We start from the raw sequence: 16,535 nt of genomic DNA, 5'->3' as shown, positions 1-16,535 counted from the left end.
CCCTAGGTAATTCTTTGATATTCATTGATTTTCAGAGCAAAGATATTAACAACGTAACCGGCGCGTAATTCTTTTGTCACATTTTGGAACTCTAATGCTCGCCAAATTAACGAGTTTCGGAGGCCCCCATGGCAAAAACAATTGTCCGCGCACTGAGCGCCTTTTGTCTGATTCCTCTCGCTTCCGCTGTTTCAGCGGCAACCCTGCCCGACTACCAAACCAATAGTGCTTGGTACACGGAAAGTGTTGACCGATTGGAAGAGCGCGCTTCGCTTTCCCGCGAGGCAAAAACTGCGAAGAATGTAATTCTGTTCGTCGGCGATGGAATGGGCATTTCCACTTTAACCGCTGCCCGTATTCTTGAAGGCCAGCTAGTCGGTGAGAGCGGCGAAGAAAATGCACTCTCTTTTGAAGAGTTTCCGTATACCGCACTGATCAAAACCTACAACACCAATCAGCAGACCCCGGACTCTGCCGGTACCATGACCGCCATGATGACCGGTGTAAAAACCCGCGCCGGTGTAATTAATATCGATGGCGATGCACTGCGAGCTAATTGCGCCAGCACTGAGGGTAAGGAATTAAATACCTTCCTGGAAATGGTGGAGAGCCGTGGCAAGGCCACCGGCATTGTTTCCACCGCGCGTCTGACCCACGCCACGCCTGCAGCCACTTACTCGCGCAGCCCGGAGCGCAACTGGGAGTATTCCGCCGAGGGTGATTGTTCCGATATCGCCTCGCAGATGGTTGAGATGTCTGCCGGCGACGGTATCGATGTCATGCTCGGTGGTGGCCGCCGCAACTTTGTTACCACCGACAACGACGGTAGACGTGAAGACGGCCGCGACCTGACTAGTGAATGGCTGGAGCGCTATGACGGCGAGCAGACTGCTGTGTACGTGGAGAGTGGCTCCGAGCTGGAAGGCGTCGATATTGCCTCCACCGATAAGTTATTGGGGCTCTTCACCAGCAGCCACATGAGTTACGATGCGGACCGCATCGCTAAGGACAGCGATGAGCCGAGCATTGCCGAGATGACTGATACCGCCATCGAGCTGTTGGAAAAAGACAGCGATGGCTACTTCCTGATGGTAGAGTCCGGGCGTATCGACCACGGCCACCATGCCGGTAATGCCTATAACGCCTTGCACGATGCCATCGCCTTTGCGGATGCGGTACAGGTTGCTTTGGATAAAGTGGATCTTGAAGACACCTTGATCCTGGTGACCGCCGACCACAGCCATGTGATGACTATCGCCGGCTATCCGACTCGCGGTAACCCGATATTAGGTAAAGTGGTTGAGAATGACAGCAGCGGTGCCGCAGAAGCGGAAGAAGATCTTGCTGCGGACGGTAAACCTTACACCACCCTGAGCTATGCCAATGGCTTGGGTTATGCCGATTTAGGTGAAAATACCGACGCGGATGAGCGCTACGATATCGCCGCCGATACCGGACGCAAGGATCTCTCCGGCGTGGATACCGAAGCGCCGGGCTTCCACCAGGAAGCAATGGTGCACCTGGAGTCTGAGAGCCATGCGGGCGAGGATATCAGCTTGCACGCTATCGGCGCCGGCGCCGAGCGGGTACAAGGTAGCCTGGAGCAGAGTGCAGTCTTCCACGTGATGACTGCTGCGACCGACCTGTCGCTGACAGAAGAATAACTGGGGGTAATTCACCATGAGACATTTTAAGAAAACAGTACTGGCTTTCTCTGTCGCCCTACTGGCCACCGCCTGTAGCGACGATAACTCAAACTCTGACGACGTAGTGGAATTACCCGAAGAGGAGCATGTCGGTGTTTCCTCTGCTCAGAGCAACAGTAGCTGGTTCCAGGAAGCCCAGCAGGCGATCGAAGAAGCGAGCTCTGTAGAAATCAACAACACCCCCGGTGCCGCCAAGAACATTATCCTGTTCGTTGGCGATGGTATGGGGATCTCCACAGTGACCGCCGCCCGTATCCTGGCAGGTCAGCAGCAGGGCCTCGATGGTGAGGAACACCAGCTGAGCTTTGAGAAGATGCCGTTTGCCGGTCTGGTCAAAACCTACAACACCAACCAGCAAACCCCGGATTCTGCCGGCACCATGACTGCACTGGTAACTGGTGTAAAAACCAAGGCGGGTGTATTGAGTGTTGCTGAAAATGTTGCGCGCGGCGATTGTGCTGCCAGCCTCGAGTACCCGCTGACGACGGCAATTGAGCTGGCTGAAGACCTGGGCAAGAGCACCGGTATTATTAGCACCGCGCGTATCACCCACGCTACCCCGGCGGCTACTTATGCCAAGGTGCCTGAGCGCGGCTGGGAGGAAGCAGCCCCGGATGGCTGCACCGATATCGCCGCTCAACTGATAGAGTTTGAAGCCGGTGATGGTATCGATGTGGTGATGGGCGGTGGCCGTCGCAACTTCCTGCCCAGCGATATTACCGATATCGAAGGTGAAGCAGGGCGCCGTGAAGATGGGCGCAACCTGGTGGATGAGTGGAAGGCCCGTTACGACGACGGTGTAAATAATATTGCCTACGTTGAAGACACCACTGCTTTTGAAGCCGTAGACGCCTCCGCAACTGACAAGTTGTTCGGCCTGTTTAATTCCTCACATATGGAATTCGAGGCTGTTCGCGAGGACGACAAAGCCGGTGAGCCCTCCCTGTCAGAGATGACCGCTAAAGGTCTCGAGATGCTGCAGAAAAATGAGGACGGCTACTTCCTGATGGTGGAATCCGGTCGTATCGACCACGGTCATCACGCCGGCAACGCCTATCGTGCGCTGACCGATGCGGTAGAATTTGCCGAAGCGATTCAGTACGCCATGGATAATACCAATGCAGAAGACACCCTGATTGTTGTTACTGCGGACCACAGCCACGTGATGACTATCGCCGGCTACCCCACTCGCGGTAACCCGATTCTCGGTAAAGTGATTGGCAATGACGGCCATGGCGAAGCGGAAACCTCTCATGCCCTGGCGGAAGATGGCCTGCCCTACACGACTCTGAGCTATGCCAATGGCCCGGGCTACAGTGCCGGTGATAGCGGAGCGCGTCCGAGCCTGGTGAGCACAGATACTGCTGCCCTGGATTACCAGCAGGATGCCCTGGTTCCCATGAGCAGTGAATCCCACGCCGGTGAGGATGTGGGTGTTTGGGCGCGCGGACCGGGTGCGCACCTGGTGAGCGGCACCAACGAACAAAACTTCCTGTTTCACGTAATGGCGCGCGCTGGCGGATTATTGGAACAGTAATTCCATCAGCTGTCGGTGTGGATGGCATGTTCATCCACACCATCACTTTCCCCGGTCAGATCTTGAATTGAGGCTTGGAGAAGAGCGCCTCACAGAGTGCTTCGGTCTTTTTCATTAGTAGGCTTTGTCGGTGCCGGATAATTTTTAGCACCGTGCCAAACTCACTTTGCAGCTTGTCTCCCTGAGTGATTACCAGCCGTGCCAGCAAATGGAGATCACGCCAGTCACCCAGAACTTCTCCCAACTCCTTTAGTGACTTGCAGCGCTCGCCCACAGTGAGCGGATAACGCTTCCTCAATAAGCGGCTCTGGTACCAGTGATCCTTGGCTCTTTTACGCAATAGATGCAGGCGGTTTGCATTTTTGTGCCTGCGTACTTTACGCCATGCGCTTGCGGCTTTTCGGTAGCCGCGCAGGTAACCGGCTTCCGCATCATGCCAGCCGAGCTGTTCAAGCGGCCACGATGGAATTCTCATTTGACCTCTATCGAGGAGTTTCAATGCCTCTTGAACTGCTGAGTGGTTTTGCTCTGCCTGGATCAGTTCGTCGAGGAGATGGTGTAACCGGTGAAAGTGATGTGGTGGTGCCAATCCCAGTAAAGCGATGCGCAGTGCTGTGAGGTCGCGGGTGTGGGCCAGAGTGTTTGCCAATTTTCTGTAGTGGGTATTTTCACGCTGAAAAGTGCTAATGATTTGTGGGCGGACCAGGCGCAGTAGCGCGCGAATTTTCTTGCAGCGTTTGCGTAGTTCGTGGACGGCAGTTTCCCCTCCGTTGTGGCGCAAGTATCCGTTTGCCGCCGTTACTTCTGCCTGGGCGATAGATTTGATTTGCTCGGGAAAAGGAGAGTCACATTGGAATTGGTAGCTCATAGAACAGTCCCGGGTGATCCCACTAAATTTTAGTGGTTTCTGCTCTGCTTGATTTCAAGCGGTGCCCCACTGGCCCCGGCAATGTACAATGGCCTTTTAAAGTTTTCGCTCAGCAGGCATAGCATGAAGGATCGCAAGACCACCCACTTCGGCTACCAGGAAGTGCCGGTGGAAGAAAAGGCCGGTCGTGTGGCAGAAGTGTTCCACTCTGTAGCAGCCCGTTACGATGTAATGAACGACTTGATGTCTGGAGGTGTTCACCGCCTCTGGAAGCGCTTCACCATCGAATTATCCGGGGCCCGACGGGGCCAAAGTATTCTCGATATCGCCGGGGGTACCGGTGACCTCACCGCGCGCTTCTCCCGTATTGTGGGTGCCAGCGGCCAGGTAGTATTGGCGGACATCAATGAATCGATGTTGCGAGTGGGTCGCGATCGCCTGCTCGACCGGGGAATCGCCGGCAACGTGGTGCCGGTGCAGGCGGATGCCCAGTACCTGCCCTTCCCGGACAATACCTTTGATTGCATCACGATCGCTTTCGGCCTGCGCAATGTCACGGATAAGGACCTGGCACTGCGCTCTATGTTGCGCGTGTTGAAACCCGGTGGCCGATTGTTAGTGCTGGAGTTTTCCAAGCCCCAGTCGAAGCTGTTGGAGAAAGTCTACGATCAGTACTCTTTCCGCCTGTTGCCATTTATGGGCAAACTGGTTGCCAATGATGCGGACAGCTATCGCTACCTGGCGGAGAGTATCCGTATGCATCCAGATCAGGAAACCCTCAAGGGGATGATGGCGGATGCCGGTTTTGTCGATTGTGAATTCCACAACATGACCGGCGGAATTGTCGCTTTGCACCGGGGCATCAAGCCCTGAAAAACTGCATAAGCCTATTTTTTCTCTGAGCGCAGGCACGAGGCCGTAAACCGCCATGAGCGACCCCACTTTTCGCGCGGGCTTTGATGCCGCGCTGGAAACCACAATTAATGCTGCCCTCCAGTATGACCCGGCGACACGCGAGCGCCTTTCCGCACTGGATGGAAAGACCATGGCGCTGGATTTAACCGCCCCGCAGCTACAGTTTTGCCTGTGTATCGAGGGTGACCAGGTGCGGGTGCGCCAGCACTGGGAGGGGGAAGTTACCACCCAATTGAGCGGCTCAGCGCTGTCTTTTGTACGCCTGATCAAAGACCCGGATGCAACTCCTGCCGGATTGGGGGTGTCAGTGAGCGGCTCCAGTGCCCTGCTGGCAGAACTGCAATGGATCTTGAGTGACTTGGATATCGATTGGGAAGCGCCGCTGGCACAAGTGGTTGGCGATATTCCCGCCCACTCAATTGGCAATGTCCTGCGCGATGCTGCCCGCTGGTTGGGAGGCAACCTGAATCGGGCGCCTGAAGTGGCGGCGGAGGCTATCAGTGAGGAGTGGCAGCTGACCCCGCCCCAGGCCCAGTTCGAAGCATTTGTCGAAGACCTGGCCGAGGCCTCTCTAGCTGCTGAACGGCTCGAGGCGCGCGTACGCTTGCTGGAAGAAAAGTTTTCCCGCAGGGAGGCCGAGTAGTTTTGCCTGTTCGCCGAAGTCTCACAATTGCGCGGGTTTTTCTGCGCTATCGTCTCGATCAATTATTGCCAGCCGAGGAGCGCCCACTGTGGTTGCGGGGATTGCTACTTCCGGTGAAGTTGCTGCCGCAGCCCAAGATGCCACGGGGCGAAAGGCTGCGCCGAGCCTTGGAAGAGCTGGGCCCCATTTTCGTTAAATTCGGCCAACTTCTCTCCACTCGTCCCGACCTGCTACCGCCAGATATTGTCGAGCAATTAGATTATTTACAGGACAAGGTGCCGCCCTTCCCCAGTGACCAGTGCACGGCTCTGATCGAAGAAGCCCTTGGTGCCAAGGTGGATGAGGTCTTCGCCAAATTTGATCAGCAGCCACTGGCAGCGGCTTCAGTTGCACAGGTGCATGCGGCTGAATTAAAGAGCGGCGAATCGGTAGTCGTCAAAGTACTGCGCCCGGGCATTGATGAGGTAATCCAGGAAGATTTGAAACTCCTGGGGGTGATCGCCCGTGGAATTGAACGCTTTGTGCCCGAAGGGCGCCGCATGCGCCCGGTGGAGGTGGTTGAGGACTATCGGCACACGATTGAAGGTGAATTGGACCTAACTCGTGAAGCGGCCAACGGCACCCAGCTCCGCCGCAACTTTACCAACTCCCCACTGTTGTATATCCCCGAAGTGCACTGGGATTACACCCGCGAAAATGTCCTGGTGTTGGAGCGTATCGACGGTATCCCGGTCACCGACCTGGCCCAGCTTCGCGCCCAGGACACCAATATGCAGCGGCTGGCTGAGCGCGGTGTTGAGATCTTCTTTAAGCAGGTCTTCGAGTACAACTTCTTCCATGCGGATATGCACCCGGGCAACATTTTCGTTTCCAGGGAGCACCCGCAACGCCCGCAATATATTGCGATTGATACCGCAATCGTCGGTAGCCTGACACGGGAAGACCAGTACTATTTGGCGCGCAATCTCCTGGCGATGTTCCGCCGCGATTACCGTATGGTGGCGGAGCTGCACGTGCAAAGTGGTTGGGTTCGCTCCGACACGCCGATCAATGCCTTTGAGTCCGCTATTCGCTCGGTCTGTGAGCCCATTTTTGAAAAACCCCTGGGAGAGATTTCCTTCGCTCGGGTGTTGATCAGTCTGTTCCAGACTGCGCGCCGATTCGATATGGCGGTACAGCCGCAGCTGGTACTGTTACAAAAGACCCTGTTGAATATCGAAGGTTTGGGTCGACAGCTTTATCCGCAGCTGGATCTGTGGAAGACTGCTCATCCATTTTTAGAGCGCTGGATGCGCGATCGAATCCACCCCAAAACAATTGTGGGTGAGATAAAGCGCTACGGTCCGGAGTGGCTTGAGAAATTCCCGCAGATGCCACAGCTGGTGTACTCAGCTCTGGAGCAGTCGCGGGAACTGGCGCCCCAGTTAGAGGTAATTGGCGAGCAGTTGGCGGGCTCGCAACGCCGAGGCTTGCGCCAATATATTCGGCGGGTCGCCGGAGTTGTGTTGGGCGTTGGCGCCATCGCCGTCAGTAAACCGGAATGGCTGGCTCAGTTGCCGCCGACTGGTTGGGTACTGGGCGTTGCTGCACTAGTGCTACTGCTGTGGCCCTAGGGCGCTTCGGCCTACACTGGAACTTCTAAGGATTGTTAGACATTGACTCAAATTCAAGCAAAGGCCGGTTTTCTCGATAAAGTCAGCTGGAACAGTGATGGCCTGGTTCCTGCGATTGCCCAGGATTTCAAAACCGGGCGGGTGTTGATGATGGCCTGGATGAACCGGGAATCGCTGGCGCTCACTGCCAGTGAGGGTTACGCCGTCTATTGGTCCCGATCCCGCAAGGGCCTGTGGCGCAAAGGAGAAACCTCCGGCTTTCTGCAGAAGGTGCGTGAATTGCGCCTGGATTGTGACGGGGACACCGTATTAATGTTGGTCGAGCAGGAAGGTGGAATCGCCTGTCATACCGGACGCAGTAGTTGTTTCTATCACCTCCTTCAAGATGAAGAGTGGCAGGTGAATCAGCCGGTGATTCAGGACCCGAAGTCCATTTATAAGTGAAACAATTATGAAAGATGTGCTGCAACAGCTCGATGCGGTGTTGGAAAGCCGTAAAAATAGCAGTGATGCTTCTGAATCCTATGTGGCCAGTCTACATAGCAAAGGCCTGAACAAGATTTTGGAAAAAGTCGGTGAAGAAGCCACTGAAGCTATTCTTGCAGCAAAAGACGCACAGAGTAGTGGCGATAATCGAGACCTGGTTGCCGAGACAGCGGACCTATGGTTTCACTCGCTGGTCATGCTATCTCACTTGGGCGCTGATTCTCAGGACGTGGTTCGAGAGCTTGGGCGCCGATTTGGTCTTTCTGGCCTGGAAGAGAAAGCTGCGCGAACTAAGTAAAATTTGAATCACTTGTGGCACCACCCCTGATGGCGGGAGTGCCCGGTAAGAAACTCAAGCCATCCTATTGAATGTAATGGAGACAATTATGGGATTCGGTGGAATTAGTATCTGGCAGTTGTTGATTGTCCTGGTCATAGTCTTACTACTGTTCGGAACCAAGCGTTTGAAAAACCTCGGAGGCGATCTGGGTGGCGCAATTAAGGGTTTCCGCAAAGCGGTTAAGGATGAAGACAAATCCAAGGATGCTGATGAAGACAAAGATGTCGAGCGTCTCAAGCACGATGAGGAAGAGAAGCCAGGCCAAGACAGTACTGTCAAAAATAAAGATAAACAGTCTCAGGACAAATAATCGGCAACGACTAAGGCGAGTGTCACTCTGTGTTTGATATCGGCTTTTTAGAACTATTGGTAGTTGCTGCCGTGGCCCTGTTGGTGGTTGGCCCTGAGCGACTGCCCGATGCGGTGCGTACCACTTCCCGCTGGTGGTCCGGTTTGAAGCGGACCTTACATAGTGCTCGCGAAGAATTGGAGCGAGAGGTTGGAGCCGATGATATACGGCGTGAACTTCACAACGAGCGCATTATGCGTGAGATTGAGGAGAGTCGTCGTGAGATGGAGCAAACCTTTAGCGAAGCCAATAAGGAAGTTCACGACGCGCTTAATCAGCCTGAAAAACCACAAGTTGCAGGGACACCAGTAGAAAAACAGGCAGCTGGAGTAAATCATCCTGAGGCACCAAAGCCTGAAAAGGCGATAGAAGAACCTGCTCATCCTCGTGCAGAGCAGGAGGATTATTTGCCAGAACAGGATGAAACTGCCGAGGAGTTACAGGATCCGGAATACCCGGAGCATTGGCATGATTTTGGGGACCCGGATTTAAACCCGGACCATCCTGAAAACATCGATGAAGATGAAGAAGAAAAACAAGGCGAGAAGAAAACATCGCAACAGGAAAAAGATAGCCAGTCATGAGCGATCAGTCCCAAGATAAACATCAGCCTTTTATCGACCACCTGATCGAACTGCGTGATCGCCTACTGCGAATCCTCTTAGTCGTATTGGTCTTATTTGTCTGCTTGATGCCGTTTGCGTCTGAAATTTATAATTTTATTGCCCACCCACTACAGGAGCGTTTGGCGGGTGATGTTGGAATGATCGCTACAGAGGTGACTTCCACGTTCCTTACTCCGTTCAAAACGACCTTTATAGTTTCTTTTTTTATTGCAATCCCTTTTGTGCTTTACCAAGTTTGGTCATTTATTGCCCCGGGACTGTATAAAAATGAAAAACGTATTGCTATTCCATTATTAATTAGTAGCGTCGCACTTTTTTATATCGGCATTGCATTTGCGTATTTTGTGGTCTTTCCCCTTCTTTTTGATTTCTTTGTTGGAACTGCTCCAGAAGATATTAAGGTAATGCCAGATATGCGCAGTTATCTGGATCTGGTGCTGAAGCTTTTTTTTGCTTTTGGTTTTGCTTTTGAAATTCCTATTGCGACAGTCCTACTGATCTGGAGTGGGGTAGTGGATGCCAAGACCCTGGCAAGTAAGCGCCCTTATGTGATTGTGGGATGCTTTTTAATTGGGATGCTACTGACACCGCCGGATATAATTTCCCAATCCTTATTGGCCTTCCCCATGTGGCTATTGTTTGAGATTGGCATTTTATTTGGGCGTTGGATGAAGTCTTCACCCAAAGATAAGCCTGCTACCTGAGATATAAAAAAGTCACCACTGGGTTTTCAGCGGTTAGCTTCACAGGCAGCGCTTGAGGTATTGCAGTTGCGCTCTCGATAGGGTTACTCACCTGAGAGCGCTAGCTATACGGGTACAACGCCGCACTCTCTTCTCAGTAGCATCAACTCCATCTCTTCCATGACAAGAAGCTTGATGACACGGTTATTTCCCAGCTGCAGGGAGGTTGACCACCCTACCGGCTGTAGAAAGCCCGCTATTAGATACCAGGTCGAGAGATAAACGCTAAACTAGCTTGTGCTTGGTTGCTTACAACAACGATGGAAGCCTAGCTATTTATTGGAACCGGTTGCTTGTGCTGCGATGCGTTCCTGCTCGGCAACAGCTTTTTCAACATTGTTGCGAACCAAGCGAACGAAAAACGCTGCCATCAGGAATATAAAGGCAATAACGGCCAAGCTGAGAAGGCCAGAAAAGCTGGTAAACAGGTCAATTAAAGCATCCATTTTTCTCTCCAAATAGGCTAATGCTTCACCTATGCAGTCTAGGGAGCTGTAATGGAAATCTCTTGACCTAAATCAAGCTGGATCGACTTATTGTAAGAACGACGGGTTGGTCAACGCAGGGTCAGGGCTGCTAGCAGGCAGAGTAAGGACGCGCCACATAAAGAATAAAGATCACTATTTTCTCGCCTGTCAGGCAGAAGCAGCAAAAGCGCCAAAGGTGGCATAAATAGTGCTATCAGCCCCGACAAGGGGTCGCGACTAAAACCAATAAATAGCAGTCGCAACCAGGCAACAGCACCTAAAACCAGCGCAAATACTGTTAAGACGGCTGCCACTGGTGACATGGAATAACCTTTTGCACATGGAATCGTTTGACTGGTGGGTTTCTCTAAGAAAAATACTAATAGGAAAAAGAGTGTATATCAGTATTTCTGATCTTAGGTTTTTAGCGCGCCCCAGAGTTTGGCTGCTCGTATTAGTATTGTTAGGGCTCTACGGGTGCGAGACTGCGGGCTATTACTTCCAGGCTGCAAGCGGTCAATTGCGGATACTCTCTGCCCGGCAGCCGATTGAAGAGCTGGTTCAAGACGGCAATGCCAGTGATCAACTCCAGAAGCAATTACAGCTCGTTCAGGAGATCCGTGCCTATGCAGCACAGGAGTTAAAACTACCAGTGGGGCAAGCCTATAGCTCCTATGTTCAGCTCGATGATGAGTACCCTATATGGAATGTCTTGGCCGCACCAGAGTTTTCCCTGAGCCCCAAACGATGGTGTTACCCCATAGCCGGTTGCGCTAGCTATAGGGGCTACTTCCGCAAATCAGCGGCTATTGCCAAAGCAAATAGCCTGCGCAACCAGGGTTATGATGTCTATCTGGGAGCCGTTCCGGCCTATAGCACCCTGGGTTGGTTTAACGATCCTGTGTTATCAAGCTTTGTGAATTGGACACCGGAGAGGCTAGCGGGGCTCTTATTTCATGAGTTGGCCCACAGAAGAGTTTATGTGCCGGGTGATACCCGCTTTAATGAGAGCTTTGCTACAGCAGTGTCCGAAATTGCTTTACCTGATTGGCTTCGTAGCCAGGGTCTCTCGAGTTCTGCTGAGGAGACTAAGGCTCAGGCACTGGCGGTACGACAGTTAATGACAGCGACGCGTAAAGAGCTTCAGCCAGTCTACCAATCCAACTTGCCGGACGAGGAAAAGCGCCAAGAAAAGGAGGAAATTCTGAGTCGATTGAGGCGTTGCTATTGGCGTATGGCAGCAGAGTGGTCTTATCCCGCGCGCTACCAGGCTTATATAGAGAAAACCAATAATGCTACTTTGGCTTTGGCTGCAGAATATGAATCTTTAGTTCCAGCTTTTCGTCAGCTTTATATTGATAGTAATGGTTGGGAAGATTTTTATAATGCGGCTGAAAGATTGGGTGAGCTTGACAAGGAAGATAGAGAGCAGAGCCTGTTGCAGTTGGCTGCTGAATATAGGCAGGCAAGTAATGAACAAAACAAAGTAGTTGTTTTTGATGCTGAGGCCTGTATACATAATGACGCTCAAATTTGAAATTATTCGTTATAAATAAATTATTTTCTGTATGAGTGAAAAGTCATCCTGTAGTCTCATACTATTAAAGTCGATAATTTTTACGCTATTTAAGCGTCTATAGACACTTTTATTTATTTTTACTAATTTAAGTATTTGGTCTTCGGGTTAGAGATGCACTGGTGTTAGGCCAGTAGATATTTATTCTCGTTAATAAGTCAGCAAAACCTGTATGCAGAAACGGAATTGAGTGTTTATTTCTAAATCTCTATAGTGCACTTTCTATACTTTAAAAGCTTTTTATTGTATATCATGCCTACTAATATATGTCAGTATTTTTTGGTGGCATGAAAGTTTCCACTTTCTTTTAAAAAGAGGCGCCTCAAAAGATTAATATTGTGTTAATTGAAAATATGCAAATTAACTTTTCTTGTTCTTGTTCTTGTTCTTGTTCTTGTTCTTGTTCTTGTTCTTGTTCTTGTTCTTGTTTGAAAATCTATGAGTGAGAAATAATTTGGATTTTTACTTAACTGATGTAACCAGACAGCCATTTTAACCAAAAATAGTGTCGCTATTTCATTGATCCACCTCTATATTTATCAGCAATCGCCGGTCTCCGGTAAATATCAATGAGCTCTGGGAAAATTTTATTCCCATCTATGAAGCTGCCCGCTTACTATATGTTTGCTTTTTCAAAGTAATTGAAGGTTCCAGTCAAATCTGTCGATTTAATGGTAAATCATTGAAAAGAAAATCGAGTTTGTACTCTGCTTAAGTAGCAATTGACCAGTGTTTTATGTGAGATTTACAGCTCTTCAGCAGGTGGTTAATATATTTTTTCTTGGGAAATTTAAGCTTGATGTATCAAGAAGCTCTTTATCACCTTTGTAGTGTCTAGGGTACTCAAGGTACCATAAGGGTTGCAAATAATAAGTTCGCGAGAGATATCTTATTTCGCGGATCAAACCGTAGTGCGATAGATGGAGCGTAATAGTTATGCCCATTGAGGTCTTTTATCTGATATTGTTCTTTTAGGCTCAGTCAGCTCATTTAGCACTATAGTGTGATCATTTTTTGGGAGTCTAAGCCTAAAATTGGAAAACATTAGTATTTTTAAACGGAATTCAATTGATTCATATGAGTTTGCAGTATTTTCAAAAATTATTTTTTGCTTTTATTTTTATATGGGCTCTAGCTGCTTGCAGCGGTGGTGGAAGTGGGGATAAAACCAGCAAAGAGGATGTGCCAGTTATACAAGATTTTACTATATCTACTATTATAGACGGCAATGGCACTATAGAACCAGAAACAATTACTCTTCAAAAGGGAAGCCGGGCTACTTTTAATATTTCTGTTGAGCCAGGACATATTATCAGTGATATAAGCGGTTGTGATGGTGATCTTGAGGAGCTTAAATATGAAATAGAATCAATTTTTGAAAACTGTACAATCAGTGTAGAAATTAAAGATACAGGGGACCACTCTCCTCCAATAGCCAAAATCATATTTCCGTGGAATAAGTCTAAAACGGCAAATAACTGGGTTTTTACTAGCGGAGTTATAACGGATAAACATGAAGTTACTTCAATAGTTGTTAATGGTGTAGAAGCGGATTTAAAAAAATATACTAGTGAAAATTCTTCAGATGAGATTTTAAATAGTTACAAATGGTCTGCTTGGGTGCAGGTCAGTAAAGAAACTGATACAGAAATAACAGTTTCTAGCCTGGATTCTTTAGGTAATTTTGACCAATATGCCGATAAGTCTCAAATTACATTTGATGATTCTCAAATTCCTAATTATTTTGTGATTAATTCAGAAGGTAACGAACTTGCATATATCGTTAGAGAGTATGGATATGATAAATTTAATTTAGTCATTTATAATATAAGTTCTAGGGAGAGAAAGGTTATACCACTTGAAATTCAAGAAGAATTTGATGCTTTTTTCTATAATCCAAATAGTGGGAATTTAAGGAACCTCTGAATAATTCTGAGTCAATTTGGTAATATTCACCTACCCATCAAGACTACGATGAATCATGCACCAAGTCACCTTTGCCGAAGCAGAATATAAGCTAAAGCGCCGTATAACTCGGCGAGAGAAGTTTCTTTCTCAAATGGAAATCCTCATCCCATGGCAGCGACTAGAAGCTCAGATCACTCCTTGTTACCCACAAGGCAAACGTGGCCGACAGCCATATCCATTGAGTGTCATGCTTCGTATTCATTGCATGCAGCTATTTTACAATCTCAGTGATCCCGCTATGGAAGATGCACTGTATGAAATTGAATCCATGCGTAGTTTTGCTGGATTGACTTTGAGTAGCCCAATTCCCGATGAAACAACGATTCTTAACTTTCGCCACTTACTGGAGCTCAATCAGCTAGGTGCAGCTCTTTTTGATGAAATCAACAAACATCTTGCTGAGAATGGCATGGTACTGCGTGAAGGCACGATTGTAGATGCCACTATTATCTCTGCGCCAACTTCAACTAAGAATGAAAAGAAAGAACGTGATCCGGAAATGCATCAAACAAAGAAAGGCAATCAATGGCATTTTGGGATGAAAATGCATATCGGGGTTGATGATGTGCTCGGAGTAATACATAGCATAGATACAACAGCAGCGAATTCGCATGATGTCACAACCACAGAGCGAGTTCTCCACGGGGAGGAGAAAAGAATCTGGGGAGACTCTGGGTACATTGGTGCGGAGAAACGTGAAGAGTTGAAAGAGCGGGAGGCGGATTGGTATATAGCAATGAAGCCGAGCAAGCTAAAAACTCTTCCAGGGCGTGATGCACTCCGTAAAGCGGAAAAGATCAAGGCGCAGATAAGAGCGAAGGTCGAGCACCCCTTCCGCTACATCAAACAGGTATTTGGTTATGACAAGGTCCGCTATCGGGGACTGGTAAAAAATACTGAGAGGCTGTGCTTACTGGCAGGCTTTACCAACTTATTAATAGGGAGAAAATACTTGGCTACCTAGGGGGGGCGCCTGAAATCCGCCTATTGAGGATTTCAGATGAAAAATTAGGGGACTATTACGCGAAAATTACGCGTTTGAGCGTAATAAAGTGAATTTTTCAAGCAGTGTAGCTTAATTCTAGAAAAATGCTTCGTTGATCAGAGGGTCCTTAAATGCCGTATCTATCATAGAAAATGACGATAGCCATCAATATATTGCCACCATTTACTCTATTGATATGGGAAGTGGTAATATAGATGTAGTGAAAAACTATCTTCTGGGGTACGATACGGATAACTGGTATTTAAATTATAATGGTCGAAATAATTTTACTTATTCTTCTTCTGAAGATTCTATTTATTTTGCTTATCAGGCTATCCCTAATGATCTTAATTCACGGGAAGAAATTGAACATAAGCTCGTCAAGTTAGCACCAAATTCCTCGGCAATTGAGGTCGTTGTAAATAATGCTCTTATTGATGGTCTGAATATTGCCCCTGTATCTATTAGGTATACTCCTCATGGGTTACTTATATTAAATAACTATTATTTTCGAAATAATAGAGATTTAAGTATGGGGCTGCTGTCTTTTGATGGCGATAGTTATCTCAAATATTTTAATTTAGAAGAAGATGGATTTCTAAGCTTCACTTATGCAGAAGAAAATAATTTGGTTTACTATTTAGTAGATAAATATCTTAAAGCCATTTCTCTTGTGGATGGACATGAGGTTTTAAGTATAGCTTTGCAAGCTGTTAATGAAAAATTTCTAGTTCACTCACTATGGGGGCTACAGTTTAATGCAAGAAATAATAGTCTTGTTGGGAGAGCTTTTGATACTATAAAAGAAATAGATATTGATAGTGGGTTAATGTCAACTCTTATTACCAATGGTCTAGGTTCAGGACCTCCTTTGGGTTTTGTTTCTGAGATTGATCTTGATGTAGAGAGTAATACACTATTTGGCACTGACTCTGGTAATCCTGCGAGGTTGTATAAGGTTAATCTTAATACTTCTGATAGAGAGGTTTTAGCGGAACTTTATCCTGATGAAGATGATTATGGTTATTTAAAAATAGAAGATGTTTTTTTTGATCGAGAATCAAATTTTATCTATCTCATATTTAACGATAAAATTTTAAAAAAGCATATTGAAGACGAAGAGTTTAAAGTTTTAACCGATAATTCTATAGCCACTGGCCCTCTGATCTATGAACTAAAAAGTGCGGCCTTGGATAATGATGGTAATCGATTATTCGCGGTTAATTATCCCGATGCAATAATAGCGATAGATCTGAATAGCGGAACGCGCTCACTAATATCCAAGAGTGAAGTTAAAGGCGAAGGGGAGGGTTTTGAAGCTATACTTGGAATTGATATAGATAAATCAAAAAACACTGCTTATGTGTCAGATGATACTTTGGGGGTTGTCTTCGAGGTTAATATTGATTCGGGTGATAGGAAAATTCTTTCTGAAAAATGTAATTCGATTTATGGAGATGATTATCTGAATCCTTATGAGGGTTTAGATCAGGTTATTTTCAATGAATTTGACGCCAGTATATATGTTGTTGCTCGCAGGCTACTAAAGCTTGACCCGATAACATCTGAGTGCTCTGCATCTCAAATCTCCTCAGTTTTTGATATTGGTTTTACCTCTGAAAATCAGCTTATAGGTTCATCTAAATATAAAATTATTCAACATAGCTTTGATTTAACTGAAGATTCTGATGAAGTAACTATTTCTAAATAGGC

General features: G+C 48.0%; 17 protein-coding genes. 14 read left to right on the top strand and 3 right to left on the bottom strand.

Annotation, left to right across the window (positions count from 1 at the left end; translation table 11 throughout):
• The first annotated feature begins 128 nt into the window (after positions 1-128).
• Together ACJJI8_RS05475 and ACJJI8_RS05470 are read left to right on the top strand one after the other, a co-directional pair.
• Positions 129-1,664: an alkaline phosphatase gene (locus ACJJI8_RS05475; RefSeq protein ID WP_444934482.1), complete on the top strand. Its 1,536-nt coding sequence runs from the start codon at positions 129-131 to the stop codon at positions 1,662-1,664.
• A 16-nt stretch (positions 1,665-1,680) separates the two neighbouring features.
• The gene (locus ACJJI8_RS05470; RefSeq protein WP_444934481.1) at positions 1,681-3,243 is read left to right on the top strand and encodes an alkaline phosphatase; all 1,563 of its coding nucleotides are present in this window, start codon (positions 1,681-1,683) and stop codon (positions 3,241-3,243) included.
• Between the two features lie 55 nt (positions 3,244-3,298).
• Here ACJJI8_RS05470 and ACJJI8_RS05465 read toward each other — a convergent pair whose 3' ends face one another.
• Positions 3,299-4,111, bottom strand: coding sequence for a CHAD domain-containing protein (locus ACJJI8_RS05465; RefSeq protein ID WP_444934480.1), 813 nt, complete (start codon positions 4,109-4,111; stop codon positions 3,299-3,301).
• Positions 4,112-4,234: 123 nt separating this feature from the next.
• Here ACJJI8_RS05465 and ubiE point away from each other — a divergent pair, with 123 nt between their 5' ends.
• The 8 genes from ubiE to tatC all read left to right on the top strand — a co-directional run bounded on the left by ubiE (position 4,235) and on the right by tatC (position 9,787).
• Positions 4,235-4,984: a bifunctional demethylmenaquinone methyltransferase/2-methoxy-6-polyprenyl-1,4-benzoquinol methylase UbiE gene (gene ubiE / locus ACJJI8_RS05460; protein ID WP_108734987.1), complete on the top strand. Its 750-nt coding sequence runs from the start codon at positions 4,235-4,237 to the stop codon at positions 4,982-4,984.
• Between the two features lie 55 nt (positions 4,985-5,039).
• Complete coding sequence (locus ACJJI8_RS05455) at positions 5,040-5,669, top strand: ubiquinone biosynthesis accessory factor UbiJ (protein ID WP_413663791.1); 630 nt, start codon at positions 5,040-5,042, stop codon at positions 5,667-5,669.
• Positions 5,670-5,671: 2 nt separating this feature from the next.
• A complete protein-coding gene (gene ubiB, locus ACJJI8_RS05450; RefSeq protein ID WP_444934479.1) occupies positions 5,672-7,282 on the top strand; it encodes a ubiquinone biosynthesis regulatory protein kinase UbiB in 1,611 nt (536 codons plus the stop codon).
• A gap of 51 nt (positions 7,283-7,333) precedes the next feature.
• Positions 7,334-7,726, top strand: a complete 393-nt coding sequence (hisI, locus tag ACJJI8_RS05445; RefSeq protein ID WP_282934621.1) for a phosphoribosyl-AMP cyclohydrolase — start codon at positions 7,334-7,336, stop codon at positions 7,724-7,726.
• A gap of 7 nt (positions 7,727-7,733) precedes the next feature.
• A complete protein-coding gene (locus ACJJI8_RS05440; protein WP_282930677.1) occupies positions 7,734-8,066 on the top strand; it encodes a phosphoribosyl-ATP diphosphatase in 333 nt (110 codons plus the stop codon).
• An 88-nt stretch (positions 8,067-8,154) separates the two neighbouring features.
• The gene (tatA, locus tag ACJJI8_RS05435; protein ID WP_444892350.1) at positions 8,155-8,418 is read left to right on the top strand and encodes a Sec-independent protein translocase subunit TatA; all 264 of its coding nucleotides are present in this window, start codon (positions 8,155-8,157) and stop codon (positions 8,416-8,418) included.
• A 29-nt stretch (positions 8,419-8,447) separates the two neighbouring features.
• Positions 8,448-9,041, top strand: a complete 594-nt coding sequence (gene tatB, locus ACJJI8_RS05430) for a Sec-independent protein translocase protein TatB (protein WP_282930679.1) — start codon at positions 8,448-8,450, stop codon at positions 9,039-9,041.
• Complete coding sequence (gene tatC / locus ACJJI8_RS05425) at positions 9,038-9,787, top strand: twin-arginine translocase subunit TatC (RefSeq protein WP_413663789.1); 750 nt, start codon at positions 9,038-9,040, stop codon at positions 9,785-9,787. The genes tatB and tatC overlap by 4 nt, the downstream gene beginning before the upstream one ends.
• Positions 9,788-10,098: 311 nt before the next feature.
• Here the strand turns inward: tatC and ACJJI8_RS05420 are convergent, their stop codons facing one another.
• Together ACJJI8_RS05420 and ACJJI8_RS05415 are read right to left on the bottom strand one after the other, a co-directional pair.
• Positions 10,099-10,272: a DUF3149 domain-containing protein gene (locus ACJJI8_RS05420; protein ID WP_282930681.1), complete on the bottom strand. Its 174-nt coding sequence runs from the start codon at positions 10,270-10,272 to the stop codon at positions 10,099-10,101.
• A gap of 110 nt (positions 10,273-10,382) precedes the next feature.
• Positions 10,383-10,616: a hypothetical protein gene (locus tag ACJJI8_RS05415; protein WP_413663788.1), complete on the bottom strand. Its 234-nt coding sequence runs from the start codon at positions 10,614-10,616 to the stop codon at positions 10,383-10,385.
• Between the two features lie 71 nt (positions 10,617-10,687).
• Here ACJJI8_RS05415 and ACJJI8_RS05410 point away from each other — a divergent pair, with 71 nt between their 5' ends.
• The 4 genes from ACJJI8_RS05410 (at position 10,688) to ACJJI8_RS05395 (ending at position 16,533) form a co-directional block, all read left to right on the top strand.
• A complete protein-coding gene (locus tag ACJJI8_RS05410; RefSeq protein ID WP_444934478.1) occupies positions 10,688-11,830 on the top strand; it encodes an aminopeptidase in 1,143 nt (380 codons plus the stop codon).
• A gap of 1,116 nt (positions 11,831-12,946) precedes the next feature.
• A complete protein-coding gene (locus tag ACJJI8_RS05405) occupies positions 12,947-13,795 on the top strand; it encodes a hypothetical protein (protein WP_444934477.1) in 849 nt (282 codons plus the stop codon).
• 55 nt (positions 13,796-13,850) lie between these two features.
• Entirely contained in the window at positions 13,851-14,801 is a 951-nt protein-coding gene (locus tag ACJJI8_RS05400; protein WP_444932661.1) for an IS5 family transposase, read from the top strand.
• A 133-nt stretch (positions 14,802-14,934) separates the two neighbouring features.
• Complete coding sequence (locus ACJJI8_RS05395) at positions 14,935-16,533, top strand: YncE family protein (RefSeq protein WP_444934476.1); 1,599 nt, start codon at positions 14,935-14,937, stop codon at positions 16,531-16,533.
• The last annotated feature ends 2 nt before the right edge of the window (positions 16,534-16,535 follow it).

This window comes from Microbulbifer maximicatervae (SeqCode) (genome assembly GCF_052467695.1).
This window is presented reverse-complemented; position numbering and strand designations above follow the sequence as displayed.